Origin of the sequence: Cryobacterium suzukii (genome assembly GCF_004403185.1) — a bacterium.
Lineage (GTDB): Bacteria > Actinomycetota > Actinomycetes > Actinomycetales > Microbacteriaceae > Cryobacterium > Cryobacterium suzukii.
Genome location: NZ_SOHJ01000001.1, coordinates 137507 through 158835, shown reverse-complemented (window position 1 = coordinate 158835; position 21329 = coordinate 137507). Strand labels below are relative to the sequence as shown.

18 protein-coding genes and 1 pseudogene are annotated in these 21329 nt (G+C 65.7%); 8 read left to right on the top strand and 11 right to left on the bottom strand.

Features of this window, described 5'->3' with window-relative positions:
- A pseudogene (locus tag E3T39_RS16305) lies at positions 1-180 on the top strand (hypothetical protein); the annotation flags it as partial.
- 140 nt (positions 181-320) lie between these two features.
- Here the strand turns inward: E3T39_RS16305 and E3T39_RS00710 are convergent.
- Entirely contained in the window at positions 321-4415 is a 4095-nt protein-coding gene (locus E3T39_RS00710; RefSeq protein WP_134512853.1) for an SCO7613 C-terminal domain-containing membrane protein, read from the bottom strand.
- Positions 4416-4538: 123 nt separating this feature from the next.
- Positions 4539-5354 carry an alpha/beta fold hydrolase gene (locus E3T39_RS00705; protein WP_134512852.1) on the bottom strand — a complete coding sequence of 272 codons (816 nt, stop codon included), beginning with the start codon at positions 5352-5354 and terminating at the stop codon, positions 4539-4541.
- A gap of 80 nt (positions 5355-5434) precedes the next feature.
- Here E3T39_RS00705 and E3T39_RS00700 point away from each other — a divergent pair, with 80 nt between their 5' ends.
- Both E3T39_RS00700 and E3T39_RS00695 read left to right on the top strand, forming a co-directional pair.
- A complete protein-coding gene (locus E3T39_RS00700; protein WP_134512851.1) occupies positions 5435-6355 on the top strand; it encodes an AEC family transporter in 921 nt (306 codons plus the stop codon).
- 16 nt (positions 6356-6371) lie between these two features.
- Positions 6372-7094 carry a fumarylacetoacetate hydrolase family protein gene (locus E3T39_RS00695; RefSeq protein WP_134512850.1) on the top strand — a complete coding sequence of 241 codons (723 nt, stop codon included), beginning with the start codon at positions 6372-6374 and terminating at the stop codon, positions 7092-7094.
- 8 nt (positions 7095-7102) lie between these two features.
- Here E3T39_RS00695 and E3T39_RS00690 read toward each other — a convergent pair whose 3' ends face one another.
- The 3 genes from E3T39_RS00690 to E3T39_RS00680 are packed head-to-tail and all read right to left on the bottom strand — an operon-like array spanning position 7103 to position 10200.
- The gene (locus E3T39_RS00690; protein ID WP_134512849.1) at positions 7103-7765 is read right to left on the bottom strand and encodes a GntR family transcriptional regulator; all 663 of its coding nucleotides are present in this window, start codon (positions 7763-7765) and stop codon (positions 7103-7105) included.
- Between the two features lie 32 nt (positions 7766-7797).
- A complete protein-coding gene (locus tag E3T39_RS00685; RefSeq protein ID WP_134512848.1) occupies positions 7798-9003 on the bottom strand; it encodes an acyl-CoA dehydrogenase family protein in 1206 nt (401 codons plus the stop codon).
- 30 nt (positions 9004-9033) lie between these two features.
- Positions 9034-10200: a CaiB/BaiF CoA transferase family protein gene (locus tag E3T39_RS00680; protein ID WP_134512847.1), complete on the bottom strand. Its 1167-nt coding sequence runs from the start codon at positions 10198-10200 to the stop codon at positions 9034-9036.
- A 252-nt stretch (positions 10201-10452) separates the two neighbouring features.
- Between E3T39_RS00680 and putP the strand changes: the two genes are divergently transcribed.
- Positions 10453-11955 (top strand): sodium/proline symporter PutP, encoded by a 1503-nt coding sequence (gene putP / locus E3T39_RS00675; RefSeq protein WP_134512846.1) that lies wholly within the window; start codon positions 10453-10455, stop codon positions 11953-11955.
- 26 nt (positions 11956-11981) lie between these two features.
- On the opposite strand, the gene E3T39_RS00670 is transcribed toward putP, so the two are convergent.
- The gene (locus tag E3T39_RS00670; protein ID WP_134512845.1) at positions 11982-12818 is read right to left on the bottom strand and encodes an exodeoxyribonuclease III; all 837 of its coding nucleotides are present in this window, start codon (positions 12816-12818) and stop codon (positions 11982-11984) included.
- A 110-nt stretch (positions 12819-12928) separates the two neighbouring features.
- Between E3T39_RS00670 and E3T39_RS00665 the strand changes: the two genes are divergently transcribed.
- Positions 12929-13930, top strand: coding sequence for a TIGR03557 family F420-dependent LLM class oxidoreductase (locus tag E3T39_RS00665; protein WP_134512844.1), 1002 nt, complete (start codon positions 12929-12931; stop codon positions 13928-13930).
- 48 nt (positions 13931-13978) lie between these two features.
- On the top strand, positions 13979-14773 hold the full coding sequence (cofE, locus tag E3T39_RS00660; RefSeq protein ID WP_134512864.1) for a coenzyme F420-0:L-glutamate ligase: 795 nt from the start codon (positions 13979-13981) through the stop codon (positions 14771-14773).
- Here cofE and E3T39_RS00655 read toward each other — a convergent pair.
- Positions 14770-15120: a hypothetical protein gene (locus E3T39_RS00655; protein ID WP_241979430.1), complete on the bottom strand. Its 351-nt coding sequence runs from the start codon at positions 15118-15120 to the stop codon at positions 14770-14772. The two genes, cofE and E3T39_RS00655, sit on opposite strands and share 4 nt — an antisense overlap.
- A gap of 108 nt (positions 15121-15228) precedes the next feature.
- On the opposite strand from E3T39_RS00655, the gene cofC reads away from it, so the two are divergent.
- On the top strand, positions 15229-15906 hold the full coding sequence (gene cofC / locus E3T39_RS00650) for a 2-phospho-L-lactate guanylyltransferase (RefSeq protein ID WP_241979429.1): 678 nt from the start codon (positions 15229-15231) through the stop codon (positions 15904-15906).
- A 1-nt stretch (position 15907) separates the two neighbouring features.
- On the opposite strand, the gene cofD is transcribed toward cofC, so the two are convergent.
- From cofD to E3T39_RS00630, 4 genes are read right to left on the bottom strand one after another with little or no spacing between them, the layout of a single operon-like run.
- Positions 15908-16885, bottom strand: coding sequence for a 2-phospho-L-lactate transferase (gene cofD / locus E3T39_RS00645; RefSeq protein ID WP_134512843.1), 978 nt, complete (start codon positions 16883-16885; stop codon positions 15908-15910).
- Positions 16882-17670 carry an ABC transporter ATP-binding protein gene (locus E3T39_RS00640; RefSeq protein WP_134512842.1) on the bottom strand — a complete coding sequence of 263 codons (789 nt, stop codon included), beginning with the start codon at positions 17668-17670 and terminating at the stop codon, positions 16882-16884. Before E3T39_RS00640 ends, cofD begins: the two co-directional genes overlap by 4 nt.
- A complete protein-coding gene (locus E3T39_RS00635; RefSeq protein ID WP_134512841.1) occupies positions 17661-18677 on the bottom strand; it encodes a putative F420-0 ABC transporter permease subunit in 1017 nt (338 codons plus the stop codon). The genes E3T39_RS00640 and E3T39_RS00635 overlap by 10 nt, the downstream gene beginning before the upstream one ends.
- Positions 18678-18699: 22 nt before the next feature.
- Positions 18700-19689 (bottom strand): putative F420-0 ABC transporter substrate-binding protein, encoded by a 990-nt coding sequence (locus E3T39_RS00630; protein ID WP_134512840.1) that lies wholly within the window; start codon positions 19687-19689, stop codon positions 18700-18702.
- Positions 19690-19892: 203 nt separating this feature from the next.
- Between E3T39_RS00630 and E3T39_RS00625 the strand changes: the two genes are divergently transcribed.
- Positions 19893-21326: an FGGY family carbohydrate kinase gene (locus E3T39_RS00625; protein ID WP_134512839.1), complete on the top strand. Its 1434-nt coding sequence runs from the start codon at positions 19893-19895 to the stop codon at positions 21324-21326.
- Positions 21327-21329: the final 3 nt, after the last annotated feature.

Sequence of the window (21329 nt, the reverse complement as noted above, 5' to 3'; positions counted from 1 at the left end):
CTCAACTGGACCAGTCCGGCTGGCAAGCACTGCGCCACCGATCCCGCCACCCGCATCGGCCCACCGCGAGAACAGTCCGACACGTCACCACCGCAACCCGGGCCCGCAGCCGAACCGACCCCTCCCGACCCGTGGGCCTCTGCTTGGGACATCGCGGACCCCGACCCGCAGCCGTTCTAGGAGCAGTTCGGTAGACCCGCGCCCGTTTGGAAGACCGGTCCGGTCGTGAGCCACGGGCTGTGCCCAACCGTTCGGCATCGTGCCGTGCCGCACCGCAGCGTGCAGCACCTCACCGCACCGTGCAGCACAACACCGCCCGGCTACCGCAGCGCGCTGATGCGCAGGGCAACCGATTTGAAGTTCGCTATGCGCTGTTCATAGCGTGCAGCGAGAACGATGAGCAGGATGCCGCCGCCACCGAGCCAGAGGAACCACGGAACCACGCTGTAGGCGAGGGCGATCCACGGCCAGAGCTGGGCGACACCGTGGATGAGCAGCACGGCAGCACCGATTACGAACGGCGCTTGCAGTCGCCGCGTGCTGCCGATCGCGAGCACAATAATGGCTACAACACCGAGGCTGACGATGCGCCACAGGTCGTTGTAAGTGAGATCGAGCACCAGCGACGGCACCAAAAGTAACAACAGTCCCGGACCAAACCAGGGCCAACTGCGCGCGCGCGGATCGCTGTGCAGGCGCAGCCAGCCCGACCCGATCAGCGCGAAGGCTACCGGCACGGTGACGAGTTCGAACGGGTCGACCACGCCAGAGCTGGCCACCGTGATAGCGGCCACGGCAGCCAGTGCGAGCACGCTCCAGGCGGTGATTGCCCCCAGCGGCGCCCGGGGCCGCGCGAGGGCGATCACATGCACCGCGGAGAGAGCGAGCACGAGCAAAACGGCCCGGGGCGTCGACAGCCCGGCATCTGCGGGGGCGCTGACAACGGTGAGTTCGACCCAGGTCAGAACGGATGCCCACACCAGCACAAGCGCGATGCCCGCGCTGCGTCGGACCGCCGTGGTTTCGGCATCCGTTTGGCGAACCAGCAAAACCGCGGTCGTGACCGCAGCCATGGCGGGAAGGACCAGCCACAGCTCGAGTCGCCCATCGGGCGCGCCGGGCGCACCGACCAGACGCTGCGTCTGCGCGAAGGCTGTGACGACGAGGGCCATCGCGCCGGCCAGACCGGCCGCAGCCAGATAGGTTGACGATTGCGGAACCCAGCGCACCAGGGCGGCACCGATCATGAGGGTCACAGACACGACGGCCAGCACGATGGGGCGCACCAGCGACCCCGACTCGGAGGATACGGCGAGCGGGACCAGAGCAATGACCAGCCCGGCGAAAGTCAGGAGGCCAGCTACCGGACTTGCCTCGCTCGAGCGATCGGTTGTGCCGTAGCGGCGAGTCAGCGCGGCCGTGGTGAGCACGATGCCGGCGACCGGCAGCACATACGGTTCGAGGGCCACGATACCGGCCCGATCGAGGCCGAGCCAGAGTCCGGCTGTGCCGAGAAACAGGGCAAGCCAGCCGAAATGGCGGCGATTCGACGTGGAGCCGAACAGCCCGTCAGGTGCGATCGCCATGATGAGCGCCACGATGCCGGCGAACACGATCACGAGCCAGCCGAGGGAGCGGAACGTGACGACCGCCGTGAACAGGGCGGGTGCGAGCACAATCGCGGCGCCCATTTCGAGGGCGATCCGGTCGCGGCGGGCAAACGGATCCACGCCCAGCGCGCCGGTCGCGCCGGCCGCACCGATGGCGGCACCGATGGCAGTGGCGCTGGCCGTGACGCTGTCGGCGCTGCCGGTACGGTTTGTAGCGAGCAACAGCGCGAGCGAGCAGACTACGAGGGCGACAGCCGGTGCTGCGAGTGTGAAAACGGATGTGACGGCAGCCGTCGCGAACAGAACCTCGCGTATCAGTAGATACAGCGACGGGGCCAAGGCGATGGCGGCGATGGCACGTTCCCAGTGCAGCCCGCCACGGTTGGCGCGCAGAAAGACCCACAAAGCGCACGCGGCGGCCAGGATACTGGCGCGCAGGATGGATCCAAAAGGTTCGGGCTGCAGCAGGGATTCGCCGGTGGCAAGCGACCACGATCGAATCGGAGGGACGAAGACAATCACGGTCGGAACGAGGAGGGTGATGAATGCCCAGCGCCGATCGAGAAGAGAGAGCGCCGTTGGCCGAAGCGCTGCCGCAGCGACGAGCAGGTGCAGGAGGGCCGCTGCGAGAAGGATGGCTGCCGTGACGTTGGCCAGGTTGATCGCGTCAGACCAGCGCTGGTCCGGCGCGAGGGCCAACGGAACGTGACCAACCCCGACCAGGGCGATCACGATCGCTGCGGCCAATAGTGCTCCGCGGGCGTGAGCGCGGGAATCACTGGCGAGCACGGGGTTGGCGAGCGCGGGGCCTGCGGCCCTGGGCGTGACCAACAGGCGGGAGAACCAGAGTGCGAGGACGAGCGATACCGTGCCGAACCACCAGGTTGTGGGGTGCGCCCAGCTGATGACATAGCCCAGCGCCTCGCCAGCGGCCAGGAGCGCAATGATGGCCGGCGTCAAAAAAGCTGGCATCGACGTTGGCACAGATGATCGCGCGAGGAGCAGTCCGATGAGTGCGCCCGCGCCGAGCAGCAGGTAGAGCGCGACGATAATTCCGATGGACGGGGAGAAGGGCACAGCGAGAATGACAACGGCCAGTGCGAGGGCGGTCACGATTTGGCGCCGGGCGCGGAGCAGACCGCCCAAGGCCCAGCCGATGAACAGTATTGCGCCGACTCCGACCAGCGCGAGCAGTGCCCAGACGTTTTCGGCGTTGGCGAGGTCAGGGACGACCTCACGGCCGCGCAGTCCGTTTGCTGTGGCTTGGATGAGTGGCCAGGCGGCATACCCGGCAGCGACCAGCAGCGGAATGGCCGCGACCGTGGTGGCCGAAACGGCCGCCATCAACCCGGCCGTGCGTGCGGCTGAGGGCGCGGCGAGGTGACGTGCGAACAGTTCGAGTGCCACGGCCAAGGCAGCAGCGACGAGCAGGGGCACGGTGAGTGAAAACGGCAGACTGTCGTAGCGACCGGCAACGACCGGCGCGATGCCAGCCGCCGCGAACGCGGCCAGAGACGCCGCCAAATAGGCGAAGGTTCGGTATTCCCCCATGAGCCGAGCCGGCTGCGCAGCGCCGACGCTCTCCACGATCAACGCGGACTGCGGCGCACGCAGTACGAGCACGGCGTGCGCCGTGGCAACGAGCGCGACCGCGCCGAGGCACCAGACCGGCGCGATGAGACTGTCGGACTCTACGAAGACCGCAACGACGGCCGCCGTGACCAGAGCCAGCGCACCCAGCGCGAGTAGCAGTATCCGCTCGGGGAATCGATCGGTGGTCGGCCATCGGCGCCCATCCGTGGGCCGGGGGAGTGTTGCGCGATGCAGCAGGGCGGCGATGGCGGCGCCGAGAAAACCGACGAAAACGCGAGTGAGCGTGTCCTGGCTTTGGAAGAGACCGGCCGCGAAGAGTCCGATGCCGGGAACCGCGACGACGAAACCGGCGATACTGCCCACGCGCAGGTTCGATCGGTCGTGCCAGCCGAGAAAGAGCGTCGCGCAGACTGTCAGGGCGACTCCCCAGTAGAGTGCTCCGTCTCCGGCGGCGAGGCCGAAGAGGTTGTTCTGCCGCATGCCCCAGACGTCGAGAAGCACGAGCACCACGGCAAAGCTTCCGATTCCCTCGGCGGTGGACGTCAGCCGCGAACGACGCATCCGGGCGGCGACCACGAGAGCCGCCACGGTCAGCAGCGCGACGACAACAAAGCGGAACCCCAGCCCGGCGACGATCCACGCAACGGTGAGAAAGAAGATCGCAGCGACCGAGACCAACAGCACGCCGATAGAGAGAAGCACGACCTGCACGCTGGAACGCCGGGGCTTTGTGGCCAGGGCCGGCGCAGCGCTTCGGCCGGGGGGGAGCAGCGCTGGTGTCTGCGGCGATACCACCACCCCGGGGCCCGGCAGGCGGGCCGTCGGGTCGAACACCGGCGGCGCGGCGGGAGCGGCTGTCGACAACGTCGTGGTCACGGAACCAGCAGCGGCCGAACCAGCAGCGGCCGAATATGTGCTGACCGGCCGGGGCGCGGCGACCCGGCCGGTCTGCGTTTCGTAGCGGATACGTCCGATCAGCTCGGCACGACGCTGCAGCGCTGCTGCGGCATCCGCTGAACTGGCCAGTAATTCTGTTGCGGCCTCGTGCTGCAGATCAAGTTGGCAACTGGAACAGACCGGCGACCCCAGCGGTGTGTGACAGGCCGGGCAAAGCGCCGTGTCACTCAGATCTCTGGCATTGCGCGGCCAAATGATGCGACCGGCATGCCGAAGGTAAAATTCTCCGCTCTGGACTGGCTCGTGCACTGACATCGATCTCCCCGCGGTCGGTCACTCTTCCCACAGGCTACCGGGCACAGAAAAACTGGTTAGACCGCGCCGCAGGGTGTGGACACTTGCCGACGACGCGGGCGGGGGGAGGAGGCGACGAAAGGATCAGAGGCTGTTGGTCGCCAGCCAGCTGACCAGCACGCGCTGAAACTCCAGCGGATGCTCGACGCTCGGCAGATGAGCGGTGTCGCGGAACGTGCAGCCGCTGGCCTGCGGCAGCATTTCCAACAAAAATTCGTAGTGGGCCAGCGACGACGTGACGTCGAGCTCGCCCACGGTCACCAGCGCCGGAACGTTGATGTCACTGACCTGGTCGAGTGCGGGTGGCTCGAGCGGAATCGGGATCGGTGCTTCCGTGGCATGGATGACATTGCGCAGATTGAGCTCCTGCGCGAGGGCCAGAAAAGCGGGGTCGACGTCGGCCGCCGTGCGGGTCGGCCCGACCGCCCAAAGTGCTACCTCGAGCCGCGCCAGCCGCGGCCATTGGCGACCGGTGAAGGCCGCATCCAGCTTGTCGAACAGGGCGTCTTCACGTTCGGTGAGCTCCACATCGGGAAACCCGCTGGGTCCTGACCCGATAGTGACCAGGCCCGCGACGCGCTCGGGGCATGCCACGGCAAGATCGATCGCAATCGTGCCTCCGCGCGAGCACCCGATCAGGGTGGCCCGAGCCACGCCGAGATGATCGAGTAGCGCCGTGGCATCCGCTCGGTTGGAGAATTCGACATTCTCGGTCGTGGTTTGGCCGAAACCACGGGTATCGAAGCGGATGACGTAGTGGTGGGCCGAGAGGGCGGCGACCTGCGGATCCCACATGCGCAGGGTCGCGATGCCCGCGTGCAGCAGGAGCAGGGCTGGCGAGTCGGGGTTTCCCTGGGTCTCGTAATAGAGGGAAGCGCCAGGAACGTCGAGTCGGGGCATGCGTTGAGCGTAGCAACGTCGATCGCACGGCCGAAAGGGCCGCGCCGGTTCGTGCTCGGGTAACGCTTAGGATCGTCAGAATGGGCGGTGTTTTGGTCGGTTTTTCGATTATCGGGTTTGTGATCCTGATCGGGTACTTTGTCGAGCGGTTCGGCATTGTCGGTGCGGGCGCAGGGCGGGTACTCAACCGTATGGCCTTCTTTGTCGCCACTCCAGCGCTGCTCTTCACCGTGCTCTCGCACGCGGATGTGTCGGTGTTGTTCTCCAAGTTTTTGGTCGCCATCGTCTGCACCATCGTGGTCGGCGTGCTCATCTACCTCCTCCTCGCGCGGCTGTTCTTTCGAACGCCGCTGGCCGAGACTGTGCTCGGTGCATCGAGCGCGACCTACGTCAACGCCAACAACATTGGCCTGCCCGTGGCCATCTACGTGCTCGGCAGCGCCCAATATGTGGCTCCCGTGCTGCTGCTGCAGCTGGTGATTCTGGCCCCTACCATCCTGGCTGTTCTCGACGTGGCCACCCGCGGCCGGGCTTCGTTCGTGTCGATCGTGACGCAGCCGTTTCGAAACCCGATGATTCTCGGCTCGCTTGCCGGCGTGCTCGTAGCGACCTTCGACATCACGGTGCCAGCCCCGGTGCTGGCACCGTTCGAGCTGATCGGTGGAGCCGCCATTCCCCTGGTGCTGCTGTCGTTTGGTATGTCACTACACGGCCAACGATTGCTGAAGGCCGGAACCGGGCGCAAACAGGTCGTGGCAGCCACCCTGATCAAGGTCGGACTGATGCCGATCATCGCGTTTCTGTTCGGACAGTTCGTGTTCGACCTTGATGGCGCCGAGCTGTTCGCCGTAGTGGCCGTGGCGGCGTTACCGACCGCGCAAAACATCTTCAATTTCGCCTCGCGTTACGATCGAGCCATGGTCGTCACCCGCGACACCGTTTTACTCACCACAGTTCTGTCGATGCCCGCTTTACTCATCATCGCGGCCCTGCTCGCCTGAGTCCCGAAAGGACCGCATGTCTACTTCTGGCCCGTTTACGGCACCCGAGCCCACGAGCTTGCCGATCGCTGGCTCGGCTGAGCGCTTCTACGTGCACCGCGTGTACTGCGTCGGCCGCAACTACGCCGAGCATGCCCGGGAGATGGGCAACGACCCCGACCGCGAGGCGCCGTTCTTCTTCGCGAAACCGGCCGACGCCGTGTTTGCCGTCGACGAGGGCGTTCCCGCGTACGGTGTCGCTTCGCACACGGTTCCGTACCCGCCGGAGACCGACAACCTGCACTACGAGATGGAACTCGTGGTCGCGATCGGCGTCGGCGGCGCCGACATTGTGGCCGCGGATGCCCTCACCCACGTCGTCGGCTACGGCGCCGGCGTCGACCTCACCCGGCGCGACCTGCAGGATGCCGCCAAGGCACTGCGTCGCCCGTGGGATCTGTCCAAGGGCTTCGATTTCTCGGGACCTTGCACGCCGCTCGTTCCCGCCAGCGCTATCGGCCATCCCGCTTCGGCACGCATCTGGCTCAATGTCGACGGTGAGACCCATCAGGACGGCGACCTTGCCGACCAGATCTGGCCCGTGCCCGACGTTGTCGCCGCTCTGTCACGGTCTGTCACCCTGCGGCCCGGTGATCTCATTTTCACCGGCACTCCCGCCGGTGTCGGCCGAATTGAGCCCGGAAGCACCGTCACCGCCGGCATCGACGGGGTCGGCGACCTCACCTTTCGCGTGGTCTGACAGCAACCTCAGCGCTCTAGTAGCGCTCCGAGGGCAGTCGCGGTATGGCCGCGATGTTCATCGAGCAAACGGATGACCAACTCGGCGTCACCGGCGGCGAACGCGTCGACGATTCCCGCGTGCTCGCCTTCGACCCGCGCCCGGTTGCCGGGCTCCTGGTAGTAGAGCCGGCGGTAGGCTTCGGTCGAATCCCAGAGTGCGCGCAGAATGCGTTCGAGCCGCGGCAGCCCGGCGCTGGTCACGAGCACGAAGTGAAACCGCCGGTTGGCCTCGTGCATGGCGAGCAGATCGCTGGCCGCGTTTGCCTGCTCCACCACTTTGCCGGCCGCACGCAGGTCGACGAGCACCCGTTCGCCGCCGCGGGCGATCGTGGCGCGCACGGCCTCCGCCTCGAGCAGCTGGCGCAGCCGGTATACCTCGAGCAGGTCGGCGAGGGACAGCTCGGTCACTCGGTAGCCGTAGTGTGGCTCGTGCACGACGTGCCCCTCGGACTCGAGCGTGTTGAGCGCTTCCCGCACCGGAACCCGGCTGACGCCGAGGCGTTCGGCCAGGTCTTCCTGCCGCAGTGGCTGGCCGGGAATCAACTCACCGACGGCGATCAGCCGCCGAAGCTCACCGAGCACGAACGCCGGAACGGTCGGCGGGCGCTGGTTTCGCAGGGGGGAAGGCACGCTCAAAACCCTAACTCAACGAATAAGGCGGCTCAGCGGAACGCCGCGATGCCGGTGATGTGCTGGCCGAGAATGAGGGTGTGCACCTCGTCGGTGCCCTCGTAGGTGCGCACGCTCTCGAGGTTGTTGGCGTGGCGCATCGGTGAAAAGTCGAGGGTTATGCCGTTCCCGCCGAGCATCGCGCGGGCCTCGCGACAGATGGCGATGGCCTCTCGACAGTTGTTGAGCTTGCCGACCGATATCTGGTGCGGCGCGAGCGTGCCGGCGTCCTTGAGCCGCCCGAGCTGCAGAGCCAGCAGGGTGCCCTTGTTGATTTCGAGGGCCATGTTGACCAGCTTCTGCTGGGTCAGCTGGTAGCCGGCGAGCGGCTTGCCGAACTGCATCCGCTCTTTCGAGAAGGCCAGCGCGGCGAGATAGCTGTCGCGGGCCGCGCCCATGACCCCCCAGACGATGCCGTATCGGGCCTCGTTCAGGCATTCGAATGGTCCGCGCAGGCCGCGTGCCTTGGGCAGCATCGCCGAGCCGGGCAGGCGCAGCTCGGTCAGCTGAATCTCACATTGAATCGAGGCACGCATCGAGAGCTTCTGCTCGATCGGCGTCGCCACGAAACCGGGAGTGTCGGTGGGCACGACGAAGCCGCGGATCCCGTCATCCGTCATCGCCCAGATGATCGCGACCTGCGCGACCGAGGCGAGGCCGATCCAGCGCTTGGTGCCATTGATCACCCAGTCGCTGCCGTCGCGGCGTGCGAAGGTGCTCATGCTGGCCGGGTCGGAGCCAGCACTTGGCTCGGTCAGCCCGAAACAGCCGATCACCGAACCTTCCGCCATGCGCGGCAGCCACTCGTTCTTCTGTTCCTCGGAGCCGTGCTTATGGATGGCGCTCATTGCGAGCGAGCCCTGCACGCTCACGAAGGTGCGCAGCCCGGAGTCGCCGGCCTCCAGTTCGAGGGCGGCGAGTCCGTATTCGACCGCGCTGCGTCCGGGACAGCCGTAGCCGGTGAGGTGCATGCCGAGCAGGCCGAGTTTGGCCATCTGCGGAATGATCTCGAGCGGAAAGACCGCCTTCTCGTACCACCCGGCGATGTTCGGCTTGATGGTGGAGTCAACGAACGACCGCACCTCGCTTCGCAGGGCGATCTCGGTCTCGGTCAGCAGGGAATCGATACCCACGAGGTCAGCGGCGTCGGTCAGGTCGGTTTCGGTCAGTTCGGCATTGCTCAGGGCGGCAGCGGGCATGAGTCGTCTTTCAGTCGGTGAAGCGGATGCTTACGGTCGGGAGAATGTGGCCCCGGTGTGCTCGCCGAGGAGGGGCGGCGGGCGCAGGTAGCGAGCGGGGGTATCCGAGAGACTGATCGGATTGGCGATTTGCTGGCTCACGCGGGAACCCACGGAATCCGTTACCGCAACGACGGGGGCCAGGCCGAGCAACGCCGCCAGATCGAGGGCTTCGACGATCGAATTCACTTTGCCGGCGGGTACCCGCGCGACCGAGAGTCGCGCTGTCCACTGGGCGGCAGATTGGGTCTCGAGTTGTTCCTCGAGCAACGCCTCGAGCACGGTGCGATGCGCGAGGCGGTTCGCGTTGGTTTTGAAGCGGGCGTCGACACTGAGTTCGGGTAGCCCGAGCACCTGCACGAGGGCGCTGAACTGCTTGTCAGTGCCGACGGCGATCGCGATCGGGTCGTCCAGGGTGCGAAAGGTCTCGTACGGCGCAATGCTCGGGTGTGCGTTGCCGAGACGTTTCGGCGCGACGCCGGTGGCGAGGGTGCTCGAAGCCTGGTTGACGAGCCCGGCCAGCAGGGAGGAGAGCAGATTCACCTCGACCCGCTGGCCGCGGCCGGTCTGGTCGCGTGAGCGCAGGGCGGCGAGGATGCCCACAACCGCGTTCTGCCCGGTGAGCACGTCGACGAGGGCAACACCGACCTTGCTCGGCTCCGCATCGGGAGAACCGGTCACGCTCATCAGCCCGCCGACCGCCTGCACGAGCAGATCGTAGCCCGGCAGCGTGGCACCGCCGAGGCGTCCGAATCCTGTGATCGAGCAATAGACGAGCTCGGGGCGTTCGGCCTTCAGGCTGGCGTAGTCCAGGCCGTACTGCTCCATGACGCCGGGACGAAAGTTCTCGATCACGACATCGGCGCTCAACGCCAGCGCGCGTGCCACGGCCAGGCCGCTGTCGGTGTGCAGGTCGCAGATAACCGAGCGCTTATTCCGGTTGACGCTCGCGAAATAGCTGCCCATCCCGTTCGAATCGACCGGCGGCACCCAGGCCCGGGTGTCGTCACCGAGCGGATGCTCGACCTTGATGACATCGGCACCGAAATCGGCGAGCATCATCGTGGCAAACGGCCCGGCGAGCACGCGGGAAAAATCGGCAACACGGATGCCGTCCAGCGGCCCGGTCGCGGGTGTCACGTCATCAGTCCCACTCATTTGGATACTGTATCCAATTGTTCGAAATAGCGGAAGGGGCAACGGGGTCATCGGCCGTGTGAGGTCATTCTGGACCGGCTGCGCGCAACCTCGGACAGGGGGTAAGCCCCTCTGTGACCAAACGGTTACATGGGCAATTGGGTGGTCAAACATGGCTTAAAGCTCGTATTTCTGCGAGACTGAAGTTTTGACCTTCCCCGCAGCGCGGGTAATCACGTCCAGTACGTCGGGCATCCCAACAAAGGAATCCCATTGACGGATCAAACATTTCAGATAATCGCGATCGTTTTATACCTCGCTGGCATGGTCGCCATCGGGTATTTTGCCTTTCGGCAAACCAAAGATCTTGACGACTACATGCTCGCCGGCCGAGGCCTCAAACCCGGTACCGCTGCGCTGAGCGCCGGCGCGTCAGACATGTCCGGCTGGCTGCTGCTGGGTCTCCCCGGAGCCATCTACGTGTCCGGCCTCGTCGAGGCGTGGATAGCGATCGGCCTCACCATCGGTGCCTGGCTGAACTGGAAGTTCGTTGCTCCGCGGCTGCGCTCGTACACCGAGGTGTCGAACAACTCGATTACCATTCCGAGTTTCTTCGAGAACCGACTGAAAGACACCTCGCGCCTGTTGCGTGTCGTCTCCGGTGTCATCATCCTGGTCTTCTTCACGTTCTATGTGTCGTCCGGCATGGTGGCCGGCGGCGTGTTCTTCGAAGAGTCCTTCGGGTCCACCTTCCTCACCGGCATGCTGATCGTGGCCGGCGTCACCTTGCTCTACACGCTGTTTGGCGGTTTTCTCGGCGCAACGCTCACCGACGTCGCCCAGGGAATCCTCATGCTCATCGCGCTGATCGCCGTTCCGCTGGTTGCTCTTAACGCCACCGGCGGCATCACCGCCACCCTCGACTCCATCCGCCAAGTTGACCCGAACCTGCTCTCCCTCACCGCTGGTGGGTCAGTGCTGGGCGTCATTTCGGCCGCAGCCTGGGGCCTCGGCTACGTCGGACAGCCGCACATCATCGTGCGCTTCATGGCCATGCGCACCCCGCAGGATGCCAAGGCCGGCCGCCGGATCGGCATCGGCTGGATGATTCTCACCGCTCTTGGTGCCGTCGCCACTGCGCTTATCGGCATCGCATACTTCCAGCAGAACCCCGACCTGTCGCTCGCGAACCCGGAAACGGTCTTCCTCCTGCTCTCGCAGACGCTGTTCCACCCGTTCATCGCCGGCCTCGTGCTGGCTGCGGTGCTGGCCGCCATCATGAGCACTATCTCCTCGCAGTTGATCGTCTCCTCCTCGGCACTGGTCGAGGACCTGTATCGAATCGTCGGCAAGGACGCCTCTCCGAAGCAGCTGGTCATGCTCGGACGCCTCGGCGTGCTGCTCGTTGCGGTCGTTGCGGGACTCATCGCCCTGCAGCAAAATTCGACCATTCTTGACCTGGTCGGCTTTGCCTGGGCCGGATTCGGAGCTGCCTTCGGACCGGTGGTGCTGCTCTCCCTGTACTGGAAGAAGCTGTCCACCGCGGGCACGCTGGCCTCCATGATCACCGGTGCCGTCGTCGTCTTCGTCTGGGGCAACTCCGCGCTCGGCGACGTTCTGTACGAGATTGTGCCCGGCTTTGCTGCCAGCCTGATCGTGGCCGTCGTGGTTTCCCTCGCGACCTACAAGCCCAACGCCGACATCGACGCTGAATTCGACGCCGCTGCCGAACAGGCCCATCCCAAGTACCAGGCTCGCGAAAAGGTCTCCGCGTAGCAAGCACTTGGAACGTGGCCGGCGGTTTAGAAGATCATCGGCCGGTCGTCGTCATCGCCGCCCAGGTCGAGGTCGACGAGCACCGGCACGTGGTCGCTCGGGGCGTCGCCCTTGCGTTCGTTACGGTGGATGCTGGCATCCGTCACGAGGTCGGCGAAGGCCGGCGAGCCGAGGATGAAGTCGATGCGCATGCCCTCGTTGCGCGGAAAACGCAGCTGCTTGTAGTCCCAGAAGGTGAAGCCCTCCGGCACGATCGGCCGCACGACGTCGGTCAGACCGGCCTGCTCGAAGGCGTCGAACGCTGCACGTTCTTCGGGCGAGATGTGGGTGGACAGGCCCGGTACGAAGCTCGGGTCGCCCATATCCTCGTCGCGGGGAGCGACGTTCCAGTCGCCCATCATCGCCAGGGCAAGCGCGGGGTGCCGGCTAAGTTCCTCGGCCGCATGGGCCTCGAGGGCGTTCAGCCAGGCCAGTTTGTAGGCGTAGTGCGGGTCACCGAGAGCGCGCCCGTTCGGCACGTACAGGCTCCATAGCCGCAGGCCGTTCACGGTTACACCGAGCGCGCGCGCCTCGAGCGGCTGATCTGGACCAACCGCACCTTTTTGAAAGCCGGGCATATTCGGAAAGGCGGTGACGACATCCGTCATCGGTTCGCGGCTCGCAAACGCCACACCATTCCACTGGCTTAGGCCGTGAATGGCGAGGTCGTAGCCGGCGTCCTCAAATGCCTGGGACGGAAACTGTTCGGGCTTGCACTTGATCTCCTGCATGGCCAGAACATCGATGTCCTCGCGTTCCATCCAGTCGACGATGCGCCCGGAGCGGGCACGTACGGAGTTGACGTTCCAGGTGGCAATGCGCATGCTCTCAGCCTATAAGGCGGCAAGCGGATGCCGCCTCCGCGGTATCGAATGCGCTTCAGCTCGTGTTGCGATTGAATGGGTACAAAATCTTTAGGCGCAGGAAGGTCACAATGACGGAGTTGCAGATTGGCTACGCGGCCATGTTGGAGCAGTTCGCACCGGCTGAGGCGGTCGCGCTCTCGTCGTACGCCGAGGAGCACGGTTTCACCGGCGTCATGGCGGCCGATCACTTTCAACCGTGGGTTCCGGCCCAGGGTCAGTCAAGCTTCGTCTGGAGCGTGCTCGCCTCCATCGCCGAGCGCACCAAGGGCGATTTCGGTCCCGGCGTGACCGCCCCGACTTTTCGCTGGCACCCGGCGATGGTGGCTCAGGCTTCGGCCACACTTGCTTCGATGTATCCCGGCAGGCACTGGCTGGGGTTGGGGTCCGGCGAGGCCCTGAACGAGCACATCGTTGGTGGTTACTGGCCCGAAGCGCCCGAGCGCATCAACCGCATGTTCGAGGCCATCGAAATCATCTCGAAGCTGTTCGCCGGCTCGATCGCGGGCAAGGATGTCAAGCACTCCGGCCAGTTCTTCAAGCTCGAGTCGACTCGGCTGTGGACCATGCCAGAGGTGGCCCCCGAGATCCTGGTCGCCACCGCCGGCCCGGTCACCGCCAAGCGTGCGGGCAGGCTCGCCGACGGCCTCATTACGGTCGGTGCCCCACTGGAGAAGATCTCGATGCTGTTCGGCAAGTTCGACGACGGTGCCCGCGAAGCCGGCAAGGACCCCTCGATCATGCCCAAGGTGCTGCAGCTGCACATGAGCTGGGCTGAGACCGACGAAGAGGCCATGACCAATGCGCTGCACGAGTGGCCGAACGGGGGCATGAAGTTTCCGAAGGGCGACATCCGTTCGCCGTTCGAGTTCGAGCAGATGGCCAAGCTGGTGCGCCCGGAGGACTTCGAGGGCCGCATGATTATTTCGGCCGACCCCGACGAGCACCGCAAGTACATTCAGAAGTTCGTCGACCTCGGCTTTGATCGCATCTACCTGCACAACGTAGGCCGCAATCAGAAGCAGTGGATCGACGTCTTTGGTGCATCCGTTCTGCCGAAGCTCGTTCGGTAGATGCCGTACGATTCCCAGCCCGACGCTGCCGCCGCAGAAGTGGGCGCTATGGAACTGTTCGGCCTCAAGGTGTTCACGCTCAGTGGATTCGGCGAGATTCAGGCCGGCGACGACCTTGCCGGCCTGATCGCGGAGGCGGCGCAGTCGCGCCTGCTCGACGGCGATATCGTGGCCATTACCAGCAAAATTGTCTCAAAAGCCGAGGGTCGCGTCGTAGCGGCGGTGGATCGGGAGCAGGCGATCACCGACGAGACCGTGCGCGTCGTGGCGTCGCGGGCGCACCCCGGCGGGGTCACGCGCATCGTCGAAAACCGGCAGGGCCTGGTCATGGCTGCGGCTGGCGTCGACACCAGCAATGCCCCCGATGGAGTGGTGCTGCTACTGCCGGTGGATCCGGATTCATCCGCGCGCGTCATCTGCGCTGCCCTCCGGGAGCGCACCGGGCTGCGGCTCGGCGTGTTGGTGACCGATACCGCCGGGCGCCCCTGGCGGGAAGGCCAGACCGACATGGCCATTGGCGCGGCCGGGTTTGCGGTGCTCGACGATCTGCGCGGCACAGCGGATACCTCTGGCCGCCGCCTCGACGTCACCGTCGCGGCCGTCGCCGACGAGATCGCTGCCGCTGCCGATCTGGTCAAGGGCAAGACCAGCGGCAACCCGGTCGCCGTGGTACGCGGACTCGGCCGCTTGGTCGGTGACCTGGCCCTTCCTGGCGCTCGGGCGCTGCAGCGCCCGAGCGACAGCGACATGTTCCGTCTCGGCACGGCGGAAGCCTCTACCGAGGGATATGCCGAGGGGTACGCCGTTGGCTACGCCGCGGGGCTCGCGGATGGAAGAGCCTAGATCGAGATCGTAAGGGCCTGGATCAGGCCGCTCTCGGCGTCGAGCTCGAAACGATAGTTCAGGTCGACACTGCGGCCCGGAAAGTTGCCCTCGACGCGGTTGACGACGGTCGTCGACGACTCGTCTGTGTCGGTGCGCAGCAGGGTGGTCGTGTACTCGAACTCGGCAACGCTGCCGGCGAGCCAGGCGGCGATGGCCACCTCGCCCGTATAGGTCTTGCCATCATCGACAACGACCGCGTTCTCGGTGAAGGTCGCTCTGGCAGACGCGGGTCTGGCGCTCGCGCTGCGTTCGAGGTAGGTGGTGATCGACATGGACAGCGTACGCGCTTGGGTGGTGACTGACATAAAACCTCCTGGGTAGTTCAAACGAACGTATTCGGGTCGACGGATGGTTGCAGTCGACTCTTGAGGCTACCGCGCGTCGACTGTGCATGACGCTGCTAGCGTTTTGCCATGGACGAAACACGCGGCACAGACGACCGAATGCCGCAGCCGGCCACGGCGAGCTGGGTGGTCGTCGTTCCCGTCAAGGGGAGCTCGGAGGCGAAGAGCAGACTCGGGGGTGGGCCGGCACGGGCGGCGCTCGCCGATGCGTTCGCGCTCGACACTGTGGCGGCGCTGGTGGCGGCATCCGCTGTGGCTCGCGTGTTCGTGGTGACCGCGAGTGCACGTCTGGGCGCGCCGCTCGCCGGGCTCGGCGCGGTCATCGTGCCCGAGGCGCCCGGCGCTGAAACGGGGCATGCCCGGTTGAATGCAGCGATCAGGCAGGGCATCGTTGCCGCGCGTCTTGACCAGCCCGACGCGAATCTGGCCGTGCTGACCGGGGACCTGCCAGCACTGCACCCGGCCGACCTTGACACCGCCTTCGCGCTCGCCGCGCAGCACACACGGTCCGTCGTACCCGACGCGGAAGGCGTGGGAACGACGAGTCTGTTTGCCCGTGCTGGCATCTCGTTCACGCCGCAGTTCGGAGTCGGCTCACTCGCCGCGCACCAGGCCGCCGGGCACGTCGTGCTTGACCTGCCCGCTACGTCGAGGCTGCGCCACGATGTCGACACCGTTGCCGACCTCGACGTGGCCCGGGCACTTGGGCTCGGCCCGCACACGAGCGCGCTGCTCGCCCAGCGCTAGTTCAGAGAGCGAGTACGGCGGCGGCGATCGCGGTCGTGGTGGGCAGGTCGGTCATCCACAGTGGCGCCGCAGCAGAACGGATGCCGGCGGCCGCCAGCGCGGGCAGCGCCGCGGCATCCGTTTCATCGACGAGCCACGCGTCCAGCACCCCGCCTTGACTGCGGGAGCCGTAATGCAGTCCGACGGCGAGGGCGCTCGTTTCGACTCCGATCGTGTGCAGGCAGGCATCGGCCATGCCACGCACGGCCGCGCCGCCGATAATCGGGGACACCCCGACCACCCGGGCGGTCGTGGAGCGCAGGGCCGCACGAACGCCGGGTACGGCCAGGATTGTGCCGATTGACACGACCGGGTTTGACGGCGGAAGCACGATGAGGTCGGCCGTTTGGATGGCTTCAAGCACGCCGGGGGCTGCGACCGCGTCGGCCGGCCCTCGCTGCTCAAACCCGGTCACGGCCACCCTGGCGCGGTAACGCACCCACCATTCTTCAAAATGAATATAATCACCGGCCGCGTGCTCATCAATATTCTCAGCGAGGCATACGTGAGTTTCGATGGGGTGGTCACTCATCGGCAGCAGCCGCACTCCTGGCTGCCAGCGACGGCAGAGAAATTCAGTCGCTTCGCTGAGGGTCGACCCGCTTCGCAGCAGATCGGTGCGCACGATGTGCGTGGCAAGGTCGAGATCGCCGAGCGTGAACCACGACCAGCCCCGGCCGTAGGCGGCAATCTCCGAGGAGGCCCGCCGGGTTTCCTCTGGACGGCCCCAGCCCTGCTCTTCGTTGATGCCGCCGCCGAGGGTGTACATGACGGTGTCGAGGTCGGGGCAGATGCGCAGACCGTCGAGCCACAGGTCGTCGCCGGTGTTCACGATTACCGTCACGGCTGCGTCGGGGGCGGCCGTGGCGAGGTGGGCCAGCAGCCCGCGGGTGAAGCGGGCGCCACCGACGCCGCCAGCCAGTACGGTCACGTTCCTCATGAGTTGCCTTTCGACGTGGCGGCGGAGTACACGATGACCGGATGGCCGCCGCGCGGGTGTGGCAAAACAAAGCAGTCCACGCCGTAGACTTCGCCGATGATCTCGGGGGTGAGTACCTCGTCGGGGGTGCCGGTGGCTACGAGCCGGCCGCCGTCGAGCAGCAGAATCTCGTCGCAGTACGCCGCAGCGAGGTTGAGGTCGTGCAGGGCCATGATCGCCGTCACTCCAAGCTCCCGCACCTGCCTCAGCAGCGAGAGCTGGGCGCTGACGTCGAGGTGGTTGGTCGGTTCGTCGAGCAACAACAGGCTCGGCTGCTGCGCCATGGCCCTGGCAATCTGCACGCGCTGCTGCTGCCCGCCGCTCAAGGTCTGCCAGGAACGGTCAGCCAACGCCGCCGCGCCGACGGCCTCGAGGGCGCTGAAGGCGACGGCGCGGTCGTCGTCACCGCCGAACGACCCCATCAGCTTGGTGCGGTGCGGAATGCGGCCGAGCAGCACGACCTCGAGCACGGTCAACTCCACGCTCGGCGCCGCATTCTGTTCGAGCAGCGCGATGCGGCGGGCCGCTTCGCGCCGGGGCAACGACCCGACCGACGCGCCGTTGAGGGAAACAGCGCCGGTATCCGCTTTGTCGATGCCGGCGATGAGCCGCAGCAGGGTGGACTTGCCGGCACCGTTCGGCCCGAGCAGGCCGGTGACGCTGCCGGTGGGCAGCGACGCCGAAACGTCCCGCAGAATTCTGGTGCCGTCGATGGCGAACGACAGCTGGTCGAGGACTACGCCCACAGGTGCGACTTCTTCTTCTTGATCAGCAGAATAAAGACCGGCACGCCAATGAACGCGGTGATGATGCCCACCGGCAACTCGCGCGGATCAAACACCGTGCGCGCGAGCGTGTCGGCGATGACCAGAAACAGCGCGCCGCAGACCGCTACCAGCGGTAGGAGCCGGCGGTGCCCCGGGCCGCTGACGCCGCGCACGAGGTGCGGCAGAATGAGCCCGACGAATCCGATCGACCCGCTGACGGCCACCATCGCGCCGGTCAGCAGCGCGACCGATCCGAGCAGCGCCCAGCGGGTGCGGTTCACGTTGATGCCGAGGCTCGCCGCCGAGGTGTCACCGAAGGCGAAGGCGTCGAGCCGGGTCGCGGACAACAGGATGCCCGTGCCGACGACGGCCACGGCCGTCGCCGCGATCGCGACGCTCTGCCAGGTGGCGCCAGCCACCGAGCCGAGCAGCCAGTTGAGAATCTCACGGTAGGAGTCGCCCTTGGCAGCCCAGAAAATGATGAATGATGTCAGGGCGCCGGCGAGCTGCGCGATGGCGAGCCCCGCCAGTACGGCCCGCACCGGGGTGATAGTGCCGCCGACCCTGGCGATGCTCAGAGTCGCGACGAGGGCGAGTAGAGCGCCGGCAAAAGCCGCGGCCGGCAGAAAAAAGCCGATACCGAGAATCACGACGCAGACCGCACCGACGGATGCCCCGCTCGAGAGCCCGAGCAGGTATGGGTCGGCGAGGGGGTTGCGCGTCACGCTCTGCATCACGGCGCCGCTCAGCGCGAGGCCGGCGCCGACCAGCGCAGCCGTGAGCACGCGGGGCAGTCGCAGCTGCCAGACGATGGAGTCGATGAGGATCGGAACCGGTTCCGTCGCGAGGCCGAGGTGGGCGCCGATACTGCCCGCCACCTGCCCAAGGGACACGGCGGCAGGCCCGATGGTCACCGCAACCCCACACGCCAGAATCAAAGTGATGGTGGCCGCGAGGAACCACCCGAGGTATCTGCTTCGAGTCACCGCAGTTCCCGACTGGACAAGATCACTCGTTCAGGTCGGCTAGCTGGGTGATTGCGGAGGACGCCGCTTCTACGTTGCGGATGCCGGCCTCGGTCGAGGCGAACGGCAGGATGATATAGCGCTGGTTTTTCACGGCATCGAGCACCTGGGTGGCCGGGTCCGATTCGAGGTGGGCGATCTTTGAGGCGGCCGTGTTCCACGTGGCGTCGACCAGCACAATGACGCTCGGATTGGCCTCAATGACCGATTCCCAGCCCACCGAGGTCCAGGTGTCGCTCACGTCAGCGAAAATATTGGTCAGGCCCGCGGCCTTCATGATCATTTCCGGCGAGCCGATGCCGGCGCCGACGTAGGGCGTGGTGGTACCGCTGGAGTACCAGAGGGCGGATGTGTCCGTGGAGGTCGGTTCGAGCGCGGCCAATTCGTCCCGCAGGGTGCTGACCAGGTCGGCGGCGGCGGGCGCTGCCCCAAAGATTGCGCCGGCTTCCTCAATTTCGGTGAACACGGTGTCGAAGGTGAGGGGGTTGGGCATCCGCTCGCCCTTGCACGCAGCGGGGGAGACGTAGGTGCCAACGCCGAGCGTCTCTAGGGCGTCACGTTCTCCCGCACCGTCCGCGGTGAAGTTGGATTCCCAGCCCCCGTAGATGAAGTCGGGGTTCAGCCCGAGTACGGCCTCCTGACCGGGCAGAAAGTCGCTGATCACGTTGAGGTCGGCGCCTTTCGTTTCGAGCGACTCTGGCAGCGGGCCGTCGAGAAAGGCCGAACCCACGATGCGGTCGCCGACGCCGAGGGCCAACAACAGTTCGGTCGCCGACGATTTGATCGACACGATACGTTCGGGGGCTGACTCGACAGTAACGACCCGGTCACAGTTAAAGGCTGTCACCGGATAGCTTGCACCAGCGGCGGGAGTCTCGGCGGGGGTGGTGGCTGGCGTGGCGGCGGCGGCGCATCCGCTCAGCAGCAGGGTCGAGGTCGCCAGCGCAGCCAGGCACACGGTAAGTCGATTCATGAGGTCTCTTTCGGCTCGTCGCGGCTCGTCGCACGAGGCAACGCGACCGCAAACTGGCGGAACAATGGTGGACCTCGGCCCAAATCCAGGCCAGCAGAACCGGTCAAAGCAAACCGGTGGTCTGCCTAAACTCTAGATGAGTGCGGACGGGTCCCACTCCGCGACCCCTACAACATCGACCGATCAATTCCTGAAGGAAGAACATGGCTGACACAGGGTGCGTTCTTGGACTGGATCTGGGAACAAGCGGGCTCAAGGGCACTCTCCTTCGCCATGACGGACGCGTCTGGGCGACGGCTTCCGCCGAGTACGAATTCGACTCCCCGCACAGCGGATGGGCTCAAATCGATGCTGCCAAATGGGAATTGGCAGCACGCACGGTCGTCGGTCAACTCCTGCAGCTGGCACGAGATGCACAGATAGAAGCAGTCGGTATCGATGGGCAGATGCACGGGGTCCTCCTCGTCGACGAGCGCGGAGAGGCTATCGCCCCAGCGCTACTGTGGCCAGATACCCGGGCGCGTGCCGAAGTCGAGACGTGGCGCGCAATCGCGCCGCATATAAGGAGTGCGCTGGCCAACCCTTTAGGCCCCGGAATGGCGGGGCCTCTTCTGCTCTGGGCGGAACGTCACTGGCCCGATCAGTACCGCAGTGCCCATCGGTTCCTGTCTCCGAAAGATTGGCTCCGTACACGACTCATTCCAGGAGTTCTGGTCACCGACGCGTCCGACGCCTCCGCAACGCTGCTCTGGGATGTTGTGAACGATGGATGGCACCGTGAGCTCGCTGCTGAGTTGGGCATCCGCGCTTCGCTATTCCCCGAAATCCGGCCCAGCAGCAGCGTTGCCGGGCGTCTTGATTCGGCAACTGCGGCGAGTTGGAGCCTCCCAGCGGGTATCCCGGTTTCTGTTGGATGCGGTGATGTCGCCGCCACCTTGACAGCGATCAACACCGGGTCTGCAGCGTTGTCGATCATCGTGGGCTCTGGTGTACAGGCGCTCGTGGCCGACATCACACCGGCCGCCACTGCGCAACCTACTTTTCATTCATTCCGGTCCGCAAGCGAGTCCTACTTCGGAATGGCCGCCCCGTTGAACGGTGGCCTCGCCCTCCGACGCGTACGCGAGCTGCTCGCCATGGAGTGGAGCGAGATCTACGAATCGCCATATTTATCGATTCCCAACGATGAAGCCGTTTTCCTGCCGTACTTTGCCGGCGAACGCATCCCCGCACTCACTCACGCATCGAACGCAGGCTGGCAAGGAATCGGGCTCAGCACCAGTCGTGACATGCTCGCCGCCACGGCCGTCGAAGGGATGCTTTTCGGGCTCCGCCGTGCGATAGAGCAGCTACCCGGGCACGCGGGACTCATCCAAATGGTCGGGGGTGGCAGCAAGCATCCTGGAATTCGGCAACTAGCCGCAAACGTTCTCGGGCAACCCGTGACCGGTCGACGCATCGAGAATGCCACTGCACTGGGAGCGGCCCTCCTCGCCGGAGCGATTGCAGGATGGCCGGCTCTCGTCATCGACGAAGAAGAGGCATTGTTGTCTCAACCTGAGCCATCCGACCGTATCGAGGAACGATTCGCCCGCTTCCAGGAAGCATCCGATCGAGTCGTGGAGCAGAGCTGCTGAACG

Bases quoted from the DNA above. Each gene is read 5' to 3' on its own strand.
- E3T39_RS00710 (WP_134512853.1), bottom strand. From the start codon at position 4,415: ATGTCAGTGCACGAGCCAGTCCAGAGCGGAGAATTTTACCTTCGGCAT.
- E3T39_RS00705 (WP_134512852.1), bottom strand. From the start codon at position 5,354: ATGCCCCGACTCGACGTTCCTGGCGCTTCCCTCTATTACGAGACCCAG.
- E3T39_RS00700 (WP_134512851.1), top strand. From the start codon at position 5,435: ATGGGCGGTGTTTTGGTCGGTTTTTCGATTATCGGGTTTGTGATCCTG.
- E3T39_RS00695 (WP_134512850.1), top strand. From the start codon at position 6,372: ATGTCTACTTCTGGCCCGTTTACGGCACCCGAGCCCACGAGCTTGCCG.
- E3T39_RS00685 (WP_134512848.1), bottom strand. From the start codon at position 9,003: ATGCCCGCTGCCGCCCTGAGCAATGCCGAACTGACCGAAACCGACCTG.
- E3T39_RS00680 (WP_134512847.1), bottom strand. From the start codon at position 10,200: ATGAGTGGGACTGATGACGTGACACCCGCGACCGGGCCGCTGGACGGC.
- E3T39_RS00670 (WP_134512845.1), bottom strand. From the start codon at position 12,818: ATGCGCATTGCCACCTGGAACGTCAACTCCGTACGTGCCCGCTCCGGG.
- E3T39_RS00665 (WP_134512844.1), top strand. From the start codon at position 12,929: ATGACGGAGTTGCAGATTGGCTACGCGGCCATGTTGGAGCAGTTCGCA.
- cofE (WP_134512864.1), top strand. From the start codon at position 13,979: ATGGAACTGTTCGGCCTCAAGGTGTTCACGCTCAGTGGATTCGGCGAG.
- E3T39_RS00655 (WP_241979430.1), bottom strand. From the start codon at position 15,120: ATGTCAGTCACCACCCAAGCGCGTACGCTGTCCATGTCGATCACCACC.
- cofC (WP_241979429.1), top strand. From the start codon at position 15,229: ATGGACGAAACACGCGGCACAGACGACCGAATGCCGCAGCCGGCCACG.
- cofD (WP_134512843.1), bottom strand. From the start codon at position 16,885: ATGAGGAACGTGACCGTACTGGCTGGCGGCGTCGGTGGCGCCCGCTTC.
- E3T39_RS00630 (WP_134512840.1), bottom strand. From the start codon at position 19,689: ATGAATCGACTTACCGTGTGCCTGGCTGCGCTGGCGACCTCGACCCTG.
- E3T39_RS00625 (WP_134512839.1), top strand. From the start codon at position 19,893: ATGGCTGACACAGGGTGCGTTCTTGGACTGGATCTGGGAACAAGCGGG.